Below are 16,514 nucleotides of genomic sequence, written 5' to 3'. Positions count from 1 at the left end.
CGGTCAGCGCACTACCGAGACCTCAGCGGTCCACACCCGCGGCCATTCCCACACGCCGCGGCACTCGCCCATTTCGTGCTTTTCGCTGAGGCGGAACATCTCTCCATCCCAGACATAGCTGCTGGCGACGCCGCAATCGCCGATGCTGCGACCCTTCGCGCGATCATAAAGCGTACCCGTTTCGGGCGTGAAATCGGCGTTGACCACCTGCGGCACCTGATCATCGCCGCCCCAGCCGGTGGGGCTGTCGAACTTGGCCGGGGCAAATTCCCATCCCGCATTGGGGTCTTCCATCGGACGGGTGGCGACCATGACTACCGAGCCGAAATTATACGCACCCGAATCGCAGGCGATCAGCACCAGCGCCATGTCCAGCCCGCCGCGCTGGCCCAGCGGGTGCACCGTGTCTTCCACCCCCTCCATCCGGTATTCGCACCCGGTTTCGGCGATGATCTCAGGGTATCGCTTGAGGTCGGGAAGCTCGGTGAGCTTCGAGGCGGCGCGCGCGGTCAGCTGCGGCAGCGCAGGGGGCAGGGCGGTGTCGGGCCTGGTGCCGGTGGCGATGATCGCGCCGAGTGTGCCCGCGCGCTGCTGCACCGCATCGATATAGCGCAGCGCCGCCGATGATCCGGCGAGCGACAGCGCAATGGCCTTGCCATCCGACAGGATCAGCACTGCCTTGGTGCCATTGGCGAGCGTGCGGGCGATCGCGAGCGACTGCGCCTCGTCCAACCAGGTGTCGCCTTCGGTGTCCTGCGTGCCGCTGAGCGCCGGGCGCGCGTCGATCTTCAGCCGTGCCGGGCCGGTCGCCATTTCCTCGGGCGGGCTCAATTCGATACGGAAGGGCGCGTCGGGTCCGCCTTCGCGCCGGATGCGCACCGCCATCGCGGTGGTGAATTCGCCGCCTTCTTCCGCCAGCGTTCCCGCCTCGCAGGACCACACATTGTCGCAGGCGACGTACCAGTCCTTGAAGGTCTTGACCTCGCCGGGGGTCTGATCCGCGGGCGCGGCAGCAACCGTCGCAGCGATGAGCAGGGCGGGCATCAGCATGGGCTTTTCTCGATCCTAGCCAGAGACGGAATCATCGGTTATGCGGCGGGCCTATCCTATTCCAGCGGCACCAGAAAGAGGCACTTATGGACAAAATGGCAGTTATCGGCGCGGGCCAGATGGGCGCGGGCATCGCACAGGTCAGTGCGCAGGCAGGCTATCATGTTTTCCTCTCCGACGTGTCGGTGGAGCTCGCGCAAAAGGGCAAGGCTGGCATCGCCAAGCAGCTGGCGCGTGCGGTCGAAAAGGGCAAAATGGATGCTGCCGACGCCGACGCGGCGCTGGCACGGATCGAGCCGGTGAGCGATTATGCCAAGATGGCCGAGGCAGGCCTGATCATCGAGGCGGCGACCGAGCGCGAGGACATCAAGCGCACGATCTTCGAGAATGTCGGCAAGGTGCTGGCAGCAGACGCGATCCTGGCGAGCAACACCTCATCGATCCCGATCACCCGCATGGCCGCCGCCACTACGGATGCGTCGCGATTTGTTGGGGTGCACTTCTTCAACCCGGTGCCCGTCATGGGGCTGATCGAGCTGATCCGCGGGCTTGCCACTTCAGATGCGACGGTCGATTTCGTCCGCGCGTACGCAGAGCGGATCGGCAAGCGGGTGGTGCAGGCCAATGACGCGCCCGGCTTCATCGTCAATCGCATCCTGCTGCCGATGCTCAACGAAGCGTGCTTCGCGCTAGGCGAGGGCGTGGCGACGATCGAGGACATCGACGCCGCGGTGCAACTCGGGCTCAACCATCCGATGGGCCCGCTGACGCTTGCCGATTTCATCGGGCTGGATACTTGCCTCAGCATCACCCAGGTGCTGCACAGCTCGACCGGCGACCCCAAGTTCCGCCCCGCGCCGCTGCTGGTCAAATATGTCGAGGCCGGCTGGCTGGGTCGCAAGACCAAGCGCGGTTTCTACGATTATTCGGGAGAAACCCCGGTTCCGACGCGTTGATGGTCACCACAGGCTGACAGCCCCGGCAAAACGCGATATGCTGCGCTTTGCCGGGGCGCGCCGACAGTTCAACTACCGGAGACCGACAATGACCGCCCATCCGCTCAAGATCGATATCGTGTCAGACGTGGTCTGCCCGTGGTGCATCATCGGCTACAAGCAGCTGCAAAAGGCGCTCGATATCGTCGGCGACGAGGTCGCACCCGAGATTACCTGGCACCCGTTCGAGCTCAACCCGAAGATGGCGCCCGAGGGCGAGGCGATTTCCGAGCATGTCGCGCGCAAGTACGGCGCCAGTGCAGAGCAGAGCGCGGCCAACCGATCGCGGCTGAAGGAAACCGGCGAGCGGCTGGGTTTTGAGTTCAACCATGCCCCTGGCATGCGGATCTACAACACCTTCAAGGCGCACCAATTGCTCACCTGGGCGGGCGACACGCAAGGCTGCGAGGCGCAGACACGGCTCAAGCTGGCGCTGTTCGCGGCGTATTTCCAGGACAACCGCGATATCAGCGATGAAGAGGTGCTGCTCGACGTGATCGCGGACATCGGCCTCGATCCTGATGAGGGGCGCGCTGTGCTCAACGATCCCGACAACGAAGCCGAAGTCCGCGCGCATCTCGACCACTGGATCGAACAGGGCATCAGCGGCGTTCCCGCGATCATCTTCGACGGCAAGTATCTAGTCCCCGGCGCACAGGAGGCCGAAACCTTCGTCAACGTGATCCGCAAGGTGCGCGAGAAGGCATTGGCCTAGTTCACCCGTGCTTTTTCCGTCATCCTGAACTTGTTTCAGGACCCATGGTGCGTCCTGGTGTGGCAAGAGCGGGAGGAGGGTTGGGTCCTGAAACAAGTTCAGGATGACGAGGTTCGAGACCCGTATGCCAGCCGAACCCTAAACCAGCCCCAATCTCGCCAGTTCGCCGAGCATCTCTGCGGGCATCAGGTCGGCGGCGTCCATCCCCTCGCCCAGGTCCGCGGGCGCATCGGCGGGTTCGAGATAGCGCCAGCCCTGGTGCGCGCGGCGGGGGATGGATTGGACTGCGATCAGCTTTGGCTCGACCCTGATCCAGTAGCGTCCCTGGCCGTTGTCCATGAAGCCCAGCAACGGGCTGCGGCCGATGATCGCCTTGTTGAAGATCCAGTAGAGCGAACCGCCCGCCATCTCCTCGTGGCGCTTGGGCATGTAGCGCGTGGTCAGCCGCGCTTCGCCCAGCGGGGCGTGGCTTTCCAGCCACTGCCGCAGCGATGCTGCGCTCTGCGCGCCGAACGCGATCTTTGTCATGTTGAGCGCCATCGGGATCAGAAGCTCGCCAGCCCGCTCGCGACCGCCAGGCCCAGAAACGCCAGAAAGCCCATGGAATCGGTGATCATCGTCACGAACACCGAGCTGGCGACCGCAGGGTCCTGTTCCAGCCGGTCGAGCGTGACCGGCACGATCACGCCCGCCATGCCGGCGATGATGATGTTGACCAGGATGGCAAGCGCGATCACCCCGCCGAGCATTGCATCGGCAAAGACGAGCGCGGTGCCCGCGCCGGTGAGCACCGCGACGGTGGCACCGTTGAGCACCGCGATGCGCAGTTCGCGGGCGATGATGCGGCGGGTGTTCGATTGCGTCAGCTGGTTCATCGCCAGCGCGCGCACCGCGACGGCCATCGTCTGGGTGCCGGCATTGCCGCCGACCGAAGCGACGATCGGCATCAGCACCGCCAATGCCACCAGTTGCTCGATCGCGCCGCCGAACAGCGCGATGATGCTGCTGGCGACCAATGCGGTGCCCAGATTGGCGATCAGCCAGCGTACGCGGCTGCTGTAGGACTGACGGATCGGCTCGTTGATGTCGCCATCGCCCGCGCCCGACATGCGCAGGATATCCTCGCCCGCTTCTTCCTGGACGATGTGGATGATGTCATCGACCGTGATCTGCCCGACAAGGCGTCCCGCGCCATCGATGACGGCGGCAGAGATCAGCGCGTATTTCTGGAAGCGCAGCGCGACCTCTTCCTGGTCCATGTCGGTGGGGATCAGCGTCTGGTCGCGCTTCATCACATCGGCGAGCGCGATGTGCCTCGGGGTGCGCAGAATCCAGCTCAGCTGGCAGGTGCCGACCGGGCGATGCTGCGGATCGACGATGAAGATTTCCCAGAACTCGGTGGTGAGATCGGCATGTTCGCGCAGATAATCGATCAGCTGGCCGACGTTCATGTGTTCCGGCACCGCGACCAGATCGCGCTGCATCAGTCGGCCTGCGGATTCCTCGGGGAAGGAGAGCGCATCGACGATCGCGGCGCGGTCTGCAGGTTCGAGTTCGGCCAGCACCGCGCGCTGGTCGGCCTCTTCCATCTCCTCGATGATCGCCACCGCGTCATCGGTTTCCAGCTGCCCGGCGAGCTCCGCCACCTGCGCGGCAGGCAGCGCGTCGATCACGTCATCGCGGACATAATCGTTGAGTTCGGTGAGCACGTCTGCGCCCAGCAGATCGGTGATCGCCCGCGCCAGCGGCCCGCGATACTCGCGCTCGACCAGCTCGAAAAGGTCGGCGATATCGGCGGGGTGCAGCGGCTCGACCAGATCATAGGCGGCCTCGTCGTCGCCTTCGTCGAGCGCATCGCACACCTGGCTGACAAAGCCCGGCAGCAGGCGGTTGTCCTCGTCCAGGCTGGTGCTGGCATCCATGGCATCATGGGGTGCATGATCGTGGAGCTGGGCGTCGGATGGGTCGGTCATGGCCTGCTCCTTTCTGTGGGAATGGGTGTATCCCGCGCGCGGGAATCACCGAGTGTGTGGCGGTTCGCACCTGCAAAAGCAATCCCGATGCGGCGGGTGTCGCCGGGGGTGACATTCGCCTGCGCGTCGCTATATCGGCGGCAGCATTTCTCGTGCCACCAAATCCTTCTCATGCCATCAAAGGACTGCATATGACCGCTGAGACGCTTACCTTTCACATCCAGGACGGCGGCGATGTCGTCATCAAGCTGCGCCCTGATCTTGCCCCCGGCCATGTCGAACGCATCGTCGAACTGGCCAATGAAGGCTTCTACAACGGCGTGAAGTTCCACCGCGTGATCGCGGGCTTCATGGCGCAGGGCGGCTGCCCCAACGGCACCGGTACCGGCGGATCGAAGAAGCCCGATCTCAAGCAGGAATTCAACGACGAGCCGCATGTCGAGGGCGTCTGCTCGATGGCGCGCACGATGGACCCCAACAGCGCCAACAGCCAGTTCTTCATCTGCCTCGACGATGCGCGCTTCCTCGATCGCCAGTACACCGTGTGGGGCCAGGTGACCTCAGGCATGGAACACGTCCACGCGCTGCCCAAGGGCGAACCGCCCGCAAAGCCCGGCGTGATCGCATCGGCAACGGTGGCGTAATACTTGAAGAGCCCTCCTGGAAACGGGAGGGCTTTTTCTATTCCCGGGTTTTAAATCCCCGCGTCGACCAGCCAGTCGTGGAACAGCCGCACAGCCCGGGTTTCCAGCGCGCGGGGCTTGCACACGAACCAGTAGCTGTAGGGGCTTTCCACGCGGACATCGAACAGCTTGGCCAGCCGGGTGTCGCCCGAACGGGTGAGGTGATCGTCGTGCATGATCGCGATGCCCAGGCCCTGGGCTGCGGCTTCGAGCATCAGCGGCCCGCTGTCGATATGATCGATCGATGCCGGTTGCAGGTCGACCAGCCCTAGCGCGTGCTTCCAGGCCTCGAACGATTCCGGCATGTCGTTGTGGATCAGGATCGTCTGGCGGTTGAGCCGCTCCAGATCGGGGGTGGACCCCAGGCTCTCCACGAGCTCGGTAGAGGCGATCGCATAGACATAATTGCGATCTAGCCGCACCGAGTGCAGCGAAGGATCGGGATTTTCCGACAGGATGATCGCGGCATCGAGTGTGTCGCCCAACCGAGCCTCGCCATGGCCCGAGGTGTCGACATCGATGTGCAGCAGCGGATAGAGCCTGCGCAACTCGCCCAGCCGCGGGACAAGCCGCTGGCTGCCGAACAGCGGCAGCATCCCCAGCCGCAGGCGCAGCACCCGGCTGTCATCCATGTGCGCGGCGACAGCATCGGCTAGCGCGTCGATCGCGGGGGCAACGCTGGCAAACAGAGCTTCGCCCGCCTCGTTGAGCTTGAGCTGCTGGTTGTGGCGCTTGAACAGTTTCTTGCCGACAAAGTCTTCCAGCCCGCCGATCCGGCGACTCAGCGCCGAGGGCGAGAGCGCCAGCTCGCTGGCCGCGGCCTTGGCCGAGCCGAGTCGCGCGACACGCAAAAATGCCTCGAGAGATCGCAAAGGGGGGAGACGTCGCATGGCCATATCGGCGAGCATTATTGCACTGCAGCGGAAATGTGCAATTGCAAATAGCGAACTTAGTGCGGTTTTCCGTCAGTGGACTTGCATTCTTTGCAATTATCCAAAGCTATTTCGCACTTGCACAATAAGGGTCTCTGACCCATATTGATCATGCCTTTCAGGCATCCTCTCCTAAAAACTTTATCGGGTCAGCCTTCGGGCTGGCCCTTTTTTTGTCTACTGAGGCCTGAGGGCGGTGGCGTAACCAATTGTTTCGCGCTTGGCAAACCCTTTGATTTCCTTGCTCTACGCGGCGTCTGCCCGGCAAAGGCTCTGCACACGATTGCATTGAATCGCTGTCCAGCGGTGTCAGGAGCGGGTGCGCCGCCTATCGGGTGCGCGCGAATGAAAGGTGATTCGGATTGCGAATCACATCTCGATAATGCGCGTCGCCGGATGGTGCTTGTCGAGATGCTTGCGGATGATCTTGAGATTGCGCGTATTCGACCGCCAGAACAGGTCGAACAGGTCGCCTGCCAGCGGTACCGCGCCGACCAGGCTGTCGAAGCCGACATTCGCAGCCATGCGCGCCAGCTGGAATTTGGACATCCCCAGGTTCCGCGCCTCCCACACCATGTAAAGGCCCATTGCGCCGGTTACGATATCGCCGACCACCGGGACCAGTCCGAGCGCGAAATCCAGCCCGACCTTGCGGTTGATGCCGGGCAAGGTGAAGCTGCGCTCGAGCACCTGCTCCATCATCTCGATGCGCCTGCGGATCGAGGCCGGGTCATTGGCAAGCGCAGCGCCCATGACCTTCAGCTGGGCCGCCTTGATCTGTTCCATCTGTTCAGGCCGGATCGTCTTCATGCTGTCCTCCGCAACCCCTTGCAGCGGCTTATCTGGGGATCGCAACCATATCCGGCAAGGCGTGCCATCCATCGGCGGTGATGGCAAAGCCGGGGACGTTGCCGCGCACCAGCGAAAAGCGCACCGGAGCCCCCAGCGGGATGTAGATGTTGGCGCTGGTCATCGACAGCTCGGCCTCGGCCATCTGCTGCGCGCGAACCGCCGGATCGCCCGCCCGCTTGGCCTGCGCCAGCAGCACATCGCCGTCCCTGTCGCACACCGGCCGCACGACACAGGCGAGCTGGTTGAGGAACCAGGAGGGCTGGCGATAGCGCGCGACCTCGTCGATCAGCTTCAGGTCGGCCTTGCCCTTGCCCTCCAGGAGCCGGCTATCGATGCCGATGGTGGCCAGATCGCGCTTGAGCCGCCCGAATACCAGCCGGCTGCCGGGTCCCTTGGGCATGGCGATGCGCAGCACGGGCAGCGTCTCGTTGTCCTGCCGCCAGCGAACTACGCGCGCACGCGCGAGCTCGCGGCGCTGATCGAGTGACAGATCCGTCCAGCGTTCACCCACCAGCGGCGCATACCGATCCAGCCCCAGCGGCACGATCCGCGTCATGGTCTGCCATTCGCGGATGCCCAGCGGGGTCATCAGCGCCTCGCGGTCGATTGCCAGCGCAATCGCCTCGCGATTGGCGGGATCGCCCAGAAACCCGCCGCTTTCGACCACCAGCAGCCCGAACAGCCCGATCACCGGGTCTGCGCGCACGGTGTTGTCGGCGACAGCAGCGGCGCTGAGATAGGGCAGATGCTCGAACCTGCCGCCTAGCACCATGCTGGTTTCCCCCATCGCGAACCGGGCGATGGCGTGCGCGGCTTTTTCGGTGCGCACCTGCAGCGGGCGCACCGGCGGGCGAAACTCGCCGTCGACCAGATCGTCGGCGCGCTCGGTCAGCACGGTCCAGTATTGCTGCCGATCGGCGACCAGCGGGCCCGAGCCCCGCCCGCTGCGGCGGATGCCAAGTTCGGGCAGCGCCAGGATGCGCAGCAGATCGGGCTGCGGGGCGAGCAGGCGGATCTCGATCACCCGCCCGGTCATCGACCTGATATCGCGCACCTCGGTAGTATCCGCGCCGATCGCGGTGCGGCTTTCGATCTGCAGCCGACGGCGCAGCGCCGCCGCGACATGTTCGGAGGTCACAGTATCGCCGTTTTCCCAGCGCGCGTTGCGCAGGCGAAAGATATAGCTGAGGCCGTCATCGGTGACGATCCAGCGTTCGGCGAGCGCGGGAACGATGTTGCCCAGCGAATCGAGCCGGACCAGCCCCTGCGATGTCGCCGCGCGCAGATATTCTGCGGCAGGCGCAAGCTCGGCGGCGTCCAGATTGTTCACCGGCGATGGATCGATGATCGAAATGCCCAGCGGCGAGCTGTCCGATCCGCTGCACGCGGCCAGCACCAGCACTGCAGCGATGCTGCAAGACCGCCAAGTCCTTGCCAGAGCGCGTGTCATTGTCCGCCTTTCAACCCGGTGCCGCTGCCGATGGCGATAGCAGGGCCGCGGCGAAGCGACAACGCGGCGCTGGGGTGGACGTTGCCGGGATTGTCGATCCAGCCGGTCACGCGGGGCGCAACCAGCGCGCCGCTGCGATAATACCATAAGGGGATGACCGGCATGGTTTCCAGCAGCCGCGCCTCGGCGGCGCGCATCGCCGCCAGCCGTGCCGGCGGATCAGCGGTGGCCATCGCTGTATCGAGCAGCGCGTCGAACACCGGATCGGCATGACCCGAATAATTGACCTCGCCCGAGTCCGAACGGTGCACCGCTAGAAAGTTCTCCGGCGCGGGCAGATCGGCGATCCAGCCCGAGCGCGCCATCTGGAAGTCGCCGCGGCGCATCGCGGCAAAATGCAGCGCAGGTTCGCTGTTGAGGATGCTCGCCTCGACCCCCAGCGGCTTCCACATCGCCGCCAGGGCGACGGCCATTCGGCGGTGTTCAGCCGACGAGTTGATCCGGATTTCGAAACGCAGCGGTTTTGCAGGGGAAAAGCCCGCCGTCGTGATCAGCCGCCGCGCCTCGCGCTGGCGCTGCGCGAGAGGCCATACCGCCCAGTCCGGCTGCACCGCTGCACCCCCGGCGAGCGCGGGCGGCACGATCGCATAGGCAGGTGCGTTGCCCATCGGCAGCAACGCACGCGCGATCCATTCGCGGTCCACCGCCATGCTCAGGCCCTTGCGCACCCGCGCGTCGTCGAATGGCGGCTTGCGGGTGTTGAGCGTGAAGTAGTAACTGCCCAGATAATCGCCGGTGCGCACCGCTTGCGGCCTTTGTGCGACCAGCCAGCCGTGGCGGCTCTGTGGAAAGTCGCCCGAGATATCGGCGTCGCCCGCCAGGAACAGCCGCATCCCGGCGAGCGCATCGTCCACCGGCTTCCACACCACCATAGCGATGGGCGCGCGTCCGGCATGCCAGCGCGGGTTGCGCTCCATCACCAGCCGGTCGTTGAGCCGCCATTCGCGGGTGCGATAGGGACCGGAGGTGACCAGCGGGCGTTGGGCAGTCCAGTCGCCCTGCGCGCCACCAATCCGGTGCAGCGGAAGCGCGGCCATGGCCGGGTGCGCCAGAAGGGCAGGGATTTGCGGGAAGGGGGCGTTGAGCGTCACGATCACCACGCCATCGCCATCTGCCCTCACGTCAGCAATCGCCGCGAACAGCGCGGTGTGCGGCGATCCGGTGGCAGGATCGTTCAGCCGCCGCCACCCCGCCACGAACACCCCGGCGGTGATCGCAGAGCTATCCGAAAAGCGCAGCCCGTCGCGCAGCGTAAACCGCCAGACCCGGCCGTCAGCCGAGACGGTCCAGTCGCGCGCAAGCCCTGCTACCGCGCGGCCCGCACCATCGAAGCGGGTCAGTCCTTCGAACTGGTCCGCCGCCACTCGCAGCGAGGCGATGTCGGAATAGACTTGCGGGTCCAGTCCGCGGATCTCGGAATCGGTCAGCCGGACCAGTCGGTCTGGTCCGGGCGTGCTGTCCGATGCCGCAGGCCCGGCATCACAGGAGGTCAGCAGCACGCTGAGCAGGACAAGGATCAGGAGGCGCATCGCTGGCAGCTTGCCCCGAATGACGGCGGCAGGGAAGGCGCGATGGAGCGCGTTTTGGCCAGGCCCTCAAAAATCCGGATTTTGCGGAACGGAACGCAGCGGCGGCGCGTCCATGCTTCAGCAAAAAGCGAGGAACATCATGACACTTTTCACCACCAAGGCATGGACTGTGGGCGCTGCGATTGCTGCGGCGACGGTCGTCAGCGGCTGCGCTGGATCGGGCTTCAACGATCGCGGTTTCAGCAACGCTCGGCAATACGACTATAACCGCCCGGATCCATCCTACGGTGGCTATGATGCCGGACGCTATTATCGTGACGACCGGCGCTATCGCGAGCGCCGCCTCAGCCGCAACGACCGCGTCTACCGGGGTCAGGACGGACGCTATTATTGTCGCAGGTCCGATGGCACCACCGGGCTGATCGTCGGCGGCGTTGCAGGCGGCGTGCTGGGCAATGTCATCGCGCCGGGCGGATCGGACACTTTGGGCACCATCCTGGGCGCCATTGGCGGCGCGGCCGCTGGCCGGGCGATCGATCGCAACGGGACACGCTGCCGCTGACGACCGCGAGCTTTACGGCTACAAAAAAGCGCCCCGGGTTTCCCCGAGGCGCTTTTTTTATGCGCGATACGCAGGCAGCTTACCAGCTGTAGTACATATCGAATTCGACCGGCGAGGGGGTCGTTTCCCAGCGGCTGACTTCAGCCCACTTCATGTCGATATAGGCTTCGATCTGGTCCTTGAGGAACACGTCGCCCTTGAGCAGGAAGTCGTGGTCGGCGATCAGCGCGTCGAGTGCTTCGCGCAGGGACGTACAGACGGTCGGCACTTCCTTCAGCTCTTCGGGCGGCAGGTCGTATAGGTTCTTGTCCATCGCCTCGCCGGGATGGATCTTGTTCTGGATGCCGTCGAGGCCTGCCATCAGCAGCGCCGAATAGCACAGATAGGGGTTGGCCATCGCGTCGGGGAAACGGAATTCCACGCGCTTGGCCTTCTCGCCGGTGCCATAAGGGATGCGGCACGATGCCGAGCGGTTGCGGCTGGAATACGCGAGCAGCACCGGTGCCTCGAAGCCCGGAACCAGCCGCTTGTAGCTGTTGGTGGTCGGGTTGGTGAAGGCGTTGAGCGCCTTGGCGTGCTTGATGACGCCGCCGATGAAGTACAGGCACATGTCCGAAAGGCCCGCATAGCCGTTGCCAGCGAACAGCGGCTTGCCTTCCTTCCAGATCGAGATGTGGGTGTGCATGCCCGATCCGTTGTCCTGCTTGATCGGCTTGGGCATGAACGTTGCCGTCTTGCCGTAAGCCTGCGCGACCATGTGGACGACGTACTTGTAGATCTGCATGCGGTCGGCGGTTTCGGTCAGCGTGCCGAAGGTCAGGCCAAGCTCGTGCTGCGCGGCGGCAACCTCGTGGTGGTGCTTGTCGCAGGGCAGGCCCATTTCGAGCATGGTGCTGACCATCTCGGCGCGGATGTCGACGACGCTGTCGACCGGCGCAACAGGGAAATAGCCACCCTTGGCGCGCGGACGGTGGCCCAGGTTGCCGCTTTCATAGGCGCGGCCCGAGTTGGTCGGCAGCTCGATATCGTCGATCGAGAACATCGATCCGGCATAGCCGTCCGAGAAGCGCACATCGTCGAACATGAAGAATTCGGCTTCGGGGCCGACATAGACGGTGTCGCCGATGCCGGTCGACTGCAGATAGGCTTCGGCGCGCTTGGCGGTGCTGCGCGGATCGCGGGCATACAGCTCGCCGGTGCCGGGCTCGACGATGTCGCAGAACAGGATCAGCATCGGATCGGCCGAGAACGGATCGATGTACGCCGCGTCCATGTCAGGACGCAGGATCATGTCGGATTCGTTGATCGCCTTCCAGCCTTCGATCGACGAACCGTCGAACATCAGACCGTCTTCGAGCTCATCCTCGCCAATCACGCCGGCGCACATCGTGAGGTGCTGCCACTTGCCCTTGGGATCGGTGAAGCGGACATCGACCCACTCGATCTCGTTTTCCTTGATCATTGCCAGAATGTCTTTGGCGGTTTTTGCCATCTTAGCTTTCCCTCTTCATGAAATCCGGTCCGGGCCTGTTGCCGGGCCCCCCTTTGGTGAAACTGACGTGTGTTCTTGCAGCCTTCCCGAGGCAGGCCTCTCCTTGGATCGCGCGCTGTTGTTCAGACCGCGTCGTTATCGCGTTCTCCCGTGCGGATGCGCAAAGCGGTTTCCACCGGGATCACGAAAATCTTGCCGTCGCCGATGCGTCCGGTCTGTGCAGCAGCAGCGATCGCCTCGACCACGCGGTCGGCCAGCGCATCGTCAACCACCACTTCCAGCTTCACCTTGGGCAGAAAATCGACGATGTACTCGGCACCGCGGTACAGCTCGGTATGCCCCTTTTGCCGCCCGAAGCCCTTGGCCTCGGTCACGGTGATGCCGGACACGCCCACTTCGTGCAGCGCTTCCTTCACTTCGTCGAGCTTGAAGGGTTTGATGATCGCTTCGATCTTTTTCATGTGGTCCTGATCATCCTGTGCTCGGCCACCCCGCCCTGACGGCGCGGTGCTGATGGGAAAGAACGGCGCGGGTTGCCCAGCACCGCCATGACATTGTGCAGGCAAGCCGGGCGGGCGCAGCGCGCCTCTCCCGAATCCCCCCTTGCATGCTACCAAACAATTAACGTGCCAAGACGCAAACCGCTACAATTGCTTGGCCGCATCGCAACATTATTGCGGCGGATGATGGAAATGCGGGCACGCGATATCGCGGTTGCCTATATTTTGGGCAAATGTTCTGCCCGCCGGACGCGTGCGAAGCGCAGCAAGGCCCGGTCCGGCGCGCCTCAATACGGCGGGCGGTCGAGGCCTGCCAGGCTCTTGGTGAAGATCTCGCAGCCGGTTTCGGTGATGCCGATCGAGTGTTCGAACTGTGCCGACAGCGATCGGTCGCGGGTGACCGCCGTCCAGCCATCCTCCAGCATCTTCACCGCGGGCTTGCCGATGTTGATCATCGGCTCGATGGTGAAGAACATGCCGGGTTTGAGCTCGGGTCCGGTGCCGGGGCGCCCGGCGTGGACGACCTCGGGCGCGTCGTGGAACAGCCGGCCCAGGCCATGGCCGCAGAAATCGCGGACCACGCCGTAGCGGTGCTTCTCGGCGAACGACTGGATGGCGTGCGCGACGTCGCCCATCGTGTTGCCGGGGCGCGCCTGCTCGATGCCCAGCATCAGGCACTCATAGGTCACATCGACCAGCCGCCGCGCCTTCACCCCGACATCGCCGATCAGGAACATGCGGCTGGTATCGCCATGCCAGCCATCGAGAATCGGGGTGACGTCGATGTTGATGATGTCGCCGTCCTTGAGCTTCCGGTCGGCGGGGATGCCATGGCACACGACATGGTTGATCGAGGTGCAGCAGCTATGAGTAAAGCCACGATAGCCGAGCGTGGCCGGAATACCGCCGCCCGCCAGCATCATTTCGCGCGCCTTGGCGTCGATCTCTGCGGTGGTGACGCCTTCGCGGACGAACGTCGTCAACTCGTCCAGCACACGCGCGGCAAGCTGCCCCGCCTTGCGCATGCCTTCGAAGCCCTCGGGGCCGTGCAGCTTGATGGTGCCATCGCGCATCGGCGTATCGGCGTTGGTGACGGTGACATACTGGTTCATGGTGATTCTATATAGGGGAGGGGCGGTCATTTTGCGACCCTGGATTGCAGCGGACTTAGTCCATTGACTTAGTCCGGTCAATGGACTAACCTTCGCATCATGACCAGTATCGTCAATGTCCACGACGCCAAGACGCACTTTTCCAAGCTGCTCGACCGCGCGCATGCGGGCGAGGAGATCATCCTCGCCAAGGCGGGCAAGCCCTATGCGCGGCTGGTCCCACTCGAAAAGCCCAAGGTTGAGCGCAAGCCGGGGCGGTTGAAGCTGAAGACGCCAATACCCGACAGCTTTTTCTTCGATCCGTTGCCCGAGGAAGAGCTCCGGGCCTGGGAATGACCGACTATCTGTTCGACACCCATGCGCTTGTCTGGTGGTGGACCGGCGACAAAGCCTTGCCTGGTGCAGTCTCCCGGGAAATCAGCGACGAAAGCAATACAGTCTATGTCAGCGCTGTCTCCGCTTGGGAGATTGCGACAAAGTGCCGTATCGGCAAATGGCAGGCAGCTGTGCCAGTTTTCGAGAACTTTGAAGAGCTTGCAGGTGCCGACGGGTTTATCGAGTTGAGCGTTTCGGTTGCCCACGGCCTGCTCGCCGGATCGCTTCCCGGCGAGCATCGCGATCCCTTCGACCGGATGATCGCTGCGCAGGCGATCCATGACGAACTGGTCGTCATCACCCGCGATCCTGCACTCGCAGGCCTGGGCTGCACCACCTTCTGGGCGGATTGATCCAGCCCTTCACGAACCGCTTGCGCGCTCCGGCGCACGCGCTAAACACCGGCGCATGACAGCAGACGCACCCGCATCAAGCCCCCGTATCTGGACCGCCGCGCTGATCGTCATCGGCGATGAAATCCTCTCCGGTCGCACCCAGGACAAGAATGTCGCGCAGGTCGCGACCTGGCTGAACGTGCAGGGCATCCGGCTGAAAGAGGTGCGGGTGATCGCCGATGACATGAATGCGATCGTCGAGGCGGTGAACCTGCTGCGCGCGCGCAACGACTATCTGTTCACCACCGGCGGCATCGGCCCGACGCACGATGACATCACGGTGGATGCGATCGCGCAGGCGCTGGGCGTCGATGTCGTGATCCATCCGGTCGCGCGGGCGATCCTCGATGGCTATTATGCGACACGCGGTGGCCTGACCGAAGGACGGCTGCGGATGGCGCGGGTGCCCGATGGCGCGGCGCTGATTGAAAACCGCATGTCGGGTGCACCGGGCATCCGCATTGGCAACCTGTTCCTGATGGCGGGCGTGCCGCACATCACCGCAGGCATGCTTGACGCGCTGACCGGGACGCTGGAGGGCGGATTGCCGCTGCTGTCGGCGACCCTGGGCTGCTGGGTGGCGGAAAGCGAAGTCGCAGACATGCTGGGCGCCACCGAGCGCGCGCATGAAGGCTGCCAGATCGGCAGCTATCCGTTTTTCCGCGAGGGCAGGGTGGGCGCGAATTTCGTCATCCGCTCCACCGATCAGGGCCAGTTGGACGCCTGCGCCGGGGCGCTGGTGTCCGCGCTGGAAGCCACCGGGCGCGAGGTCACGCCCGGCGGGATATGATCAATCTTCAGGCGCGATCGCGACCTTGAGGCCGTCCAATGCGGCCGTCATCTGGATCTGGCACGACAAGCGCGAGGTGGCGTTGCGATGATCCGAGCTGTCGAGCAGGTCGTCCTCATCGGCGCTGACCGGGGGAAGCTTGTCGGTCCATTCTGCATCGACGTGCACATGGCAGGTCGCGCACGAGCAGCAGCCGCCGCACAATGCGAGCAGTTCGTCAAAGCCATTGTCGCGGATCGCTTCCATCACGGACAGTCCGGTATCGGCCTCGATGGTGCTCTCTTCGCCTGCACGGTTGACGACAATCAGCTTTGGCATGGAAACTCCCCAAGATAATGAGCCAGGCTATGGCCCCCGCAAACGTCGCTGCTATGATCAACCGGGCGCGCGAATGCAAGCGGCGGATGCGAGAGGAACTGCAGTTATGGGATTGACCGCCGAGCAACTGAGCCACGGGCTCGATACCGTTGCCGCCCGCGAGCCCGCGATCGCGCGTGCGCTGGAGATAGCGGGCTATCCCGAACCCCGCATCCGATCGCGCGGCTATACCACCTTGCTGCGCACCATCGTCGGCCAGCAGGTCAGCGTGGCATCGGCGGCGTCGGTGTGGAACAAGCTCGAGGCGGCGCTGGGCGAGGGCTGCGCCCCCGATGCGCTGATCGCGGCAGATTTCGATGCCTTGCGCGCCTGCGGCATGTCACGGCAGAAGCAGGGCTATGCCCGCTCGCTCGCCGAACTGGTGGTCACCGGCGCGCTCGATCTGGAAAACCTGCCCGCCGACGACGAGGAGGCGATTGCCGAGCTGGTGCGGATCAAGGGCATCGGGCGCTGGTCCGCGGAAATCTATCTGCTGTTCGCTGAAGGACGCCCAGATATCTGGCCCGCAGGCGATCTGGCGGTGCAGGCGGGGATCGGGCGCATACTGGCGCTCGACGAACGGCCATCCGAAAAGCTGACCCGCGCCCTGGCCGAGCCCTGGTCGCCGCATCGCGGTGCGATCGCGATCCTCACCTGGTACTGCTATAACAACCCGGCTCTCTGAGGACGCG

At 64.3% G+C, this 16,514-nt stretch carries 19 protein-coding genes; 8 read left to right on the top strand and 11 right to left on the bottom strand.

The window, feature by feature from the left end:
* Positions 1-3: 3 nt before the first annotated feature.
* Positions 4-1,050, bottom strand: a complete 1,047-nt coding sequence (locus BSY18_RS08730; protein ID WP_069050333.1) for a DUF1176 domain-containing protein — start codon at positions 1,048-1,050, stop codon at positions 4-6.
* 86 nt (positions 1,051-1,136) lie between these two features.
* On the opposite strand from BSY18_RS08730, the gene BSY18_RS08725 reads away from it, so the two are divergent.
* Complete coding sequence (locus BSY18_RS08725; protein WP_069050332.1) at positions 1,137-2,006, top strand: 3-hydroxybutyryl-CoA dehydrogenase; 870 nt, start codon at positions 1,137-1,139, stop codon at positions 2,004-2,006.
* Between the two features lie 88 nt (positions 2,007-2,094).
* Positions 2,095-2,760: a DsbA family oxidoreductase gene (locus BSY18_RS08720; RefSeq protein ID WP_069050331.1), complete on the top strand. Its 666-nt coding sequence runs from the start codon at positions 2,095-2,097 to the stop codon at positions 2,758-2,760.
* A gap of 138 nt (positions 2,761-2,898) precedes the next feature.
* Here BSY18_RS08720 and BSY18_RS08715 read toward each other — a convergent pair whose 3' ends face one another.
* On the bottom strand, positions 2,899-3,300 hold the full coding sequence (locus BSY18_RS08715; protein WP_069050330.1) for a DUF1489 family protein: 402 nt from the start codon (positions 3,298-3,300) through the stop codon (positions 2,899-2,901).
* A 5-nt stretch (positions 3,301-3,305) separates the two neighbouring features.
* Positions 3,306-4,733: a magnesium transporter gene (gene mgtE, locus BSY18_RS08710; RefSeq protein ID WP_054134696.1), complete on the bottom strand. Its 1,428-nt coding sequence runs from the start codon at positions 4,731-4,733 to the stop codon at positions 3,306-3,308.
* 191 nt (positions 4,734-4,924) lie between these two features.
* Here mgtE and BSY18_RS08705 point away from each other — a divergent pair, with 191 nt between their 5' ends.
* Positions 4,925-5,377 carry a peptidylprolyl isomerase gene (locus tag BSY18_RS08705; protein WP_054134695.1) on the top strand — a complete coding sequence of 151 codons (453 nt, stop codon included), beginning with the start codon at positions 4,925-4,927 and terminating at the stop codon, positions 5,375-5,377.
* 50 nt (positions 5,378-5,427) lie between these two features.
* Here BSY18_RS08705 and BSY18_RS08700 read toward each other — a convergent pair whose 3' ends face one another.
* The 4 genes from BSY18_RS08700 to BSY18_RS08685 all read right to left on the bottom strand — a co-directional run bounded on the left by BSY18_RS08700 (position 5,428) and on the right by BSY18_RS08685 (position 10,239).
* Positions 5,428-6,312 (bottom strand): LysR substrate-binding domain-containing protein, encoded by an 885-nt coding sequence (locus BSY18_RS08700; protein WP_082382260.1) that lies wholly within the window; start codon positions 6,310-6,312, stop codon positions 5,428-5,430.
* 405 nt (positions 6,313-6,717) lie between these two features.
* Entirely contained in the window at positions 6,718-7,134 is a 417-nt protein-coding gene (locus BSY18_RS08695; protein WP_069051810.1) for a DUF4112 domain-containing protein, read from the bottom strand.
* Positions 7,135-7,186: 52 nt separating this feature from the next.
* Entirely contained in the window at positions 7,187-8,650 is a 1,464-nt protein-coding gene (locus tag BSY18_RS08690; RefSeq protein WP_069050329.1) for an ABC transporter substrate-binding protein, read from the bottom strand.
* Complete coding sequence (locus BSY18_RS08685; protein WP_069050328.1) at positions 8,647-10,239, bottom strand: peptide ABC transporter substrate-binding protein; 1,593 nt, start codon at positions 10,237-10,239, stop codon at positions 8,647-8,649. Before BSY18_RS08685 ends, BSY18_RS08690 begins: the two co-directional genes overlap by 4 nt.
* Before the next feature lie 139 nt (positions 10,240-10,378).
* On the opposite strand from BSY18_RS08685, the gene BSY18_RS08680 reads away from it, so the two are divergent.
* The gene (locus BSY18_RS08680) at positions 10,379-10,801 is read left to right on the top strand and encodes a glycine zipper 2TM domain-containing protein (RefSeq protein WP_082382245.1); all 423 of its coding nucleotides are present in this window, start codon (positions 10,379-10,381) and stop codon (positions 10,799-10,801) included.
* A gap of 79 nt (positions 10,802-10,880) precedes the next feature.
* Here BSY18_RS08680 and glnA read toward each other — a convergent pair whose 3' ends face one another.
* From glnA to map, 3 genes are all read right to left on the bottom strand, one after another.
* On the bottom strand, positions 10,881-12,293 hold the full coding sequence (gene glnA / locus BSY18_RS08675) for a type I glutamate--ammonia ligase (RefSeq protein WP_069050327.1): 1,413 nt from the start codon (positions 12,291-12,293) through the stop codon (positions 10,881-10,883).
* A gap of 122 nt (positions 12,294-12,415) precedes the next feature.
* Positions 12,416-12,754, bottom strand: a complete 339-nt coding sequence (locus tag BSY18_RS08670; protein WP_017671887.1) for a P-II family nitrogen regulator — start codon at positions 12,752-12,754, stop codon at positions 12,416-12,418.
* A gap of 326 nt (positions 12,755-13,080) precedes the next feature.
* Entirely contained in the window at positions 13,081-13,905 is an 825-nt protein-coding gene (gene map, locus BSY18_RS08665) for a type I methionyl aminopeptidase (RefSeq protein WP_069050326.1), read from the bottom strand.
* 99 nt (positions 13,906-14,004) lie between these two features.
* Between map and BSY18_RS08660 the strand changes: the two genes are divergently transcribed.
* From BSY18_RS08660 to BSY18_RS08650, 3 genes are read left to right on the top strand one after another with little or no spacing between them, the layout of a single operon-like run.
* Positions 14,005-14,241, top strand: coding sequence for a type II toxin-antitoxin system Phd/YefM family antitoxin (locus BSY18_RS08660; RefSeq protein WP_069050325.1), 237 nt, complete (start codon positions 14,005-14,007; stop codon positions 14,239-14,241).
* Positions 14,238-14,633, top strand: coding sequence for a type II toxin-antitoxin system VapC family toxin (locus BSY18_RS08655; protein ID WP_069050324.1), 396 nt, complete (start codon positions 14,238-14,240; stop codon positions 14,631-14,633). The genes BSY18_RS08660 and BSY18_RS08655 overlap by 4 nt, the downstream gene beginning before the upstream one ends.
* 55 nt (positions 14,634-14,688) lie before the next feature.
* Positions 14,689-15,465 carry a competence/damage-inducible protein A gene (locus BSY18_RS08650; protein WP_069050323.1) on the top strand — a complete coding sequence of 259 codons (777 nt, stop codon included), beginning with the start codon at positions 14,689-14,691 and terminating at the stop codon, positions 15,463-15,465.
* Here BSY18_RS08650 and BSY18_RS08645 read toward each other — a convergent pair whose 3' ends face one another.
* Positions 15,466-15,783: a 2Fe-2S iron-sulfur cluster-binding protein gene (locus BSY18_RS08645; RefSeq protein WP_054134686.1), complete on the bottom strand. Its 318-nt coding sequence runs from the start codon at positions 15,781-15,783 to the stop codon at positions 15,466-15,468.
* A 106-nt stretch (positions 15,784-15,889) separates the two neighbouring features.
* On the opposite strand from BSY18_RS08645, the gene BSY18_RS08640 reads away from it, so the two are divergent.
* Positions 15,890-16,507, top strand: coding sequence for a DNA-3-methyladenine glycosylase family protein (locus tag BSY18_RS08640; RefSeq protein WP_069050322.1), 618 nt, complete (start codon positions 15,890-15,892; stop codon positions 16,505-16,507).
* Positions 16,508-16,514: the final 7 nt, after the last annotated feature.

Origin of the sequence: Blastomonas sp. RAC04, assembly GCF_001713435.1 — a bacterium.
GTDB classification, from domain to species: domain Bacteria; phylum Pseudomonadota; class Alphaproteobacteria; order Sphingomonadales; family Sphingomonadaceae; genus Blastomonas; species Blastomonas fulva.
This window is presented reverse-complemented; position numbering and strand designations above follow the sequence as displayed.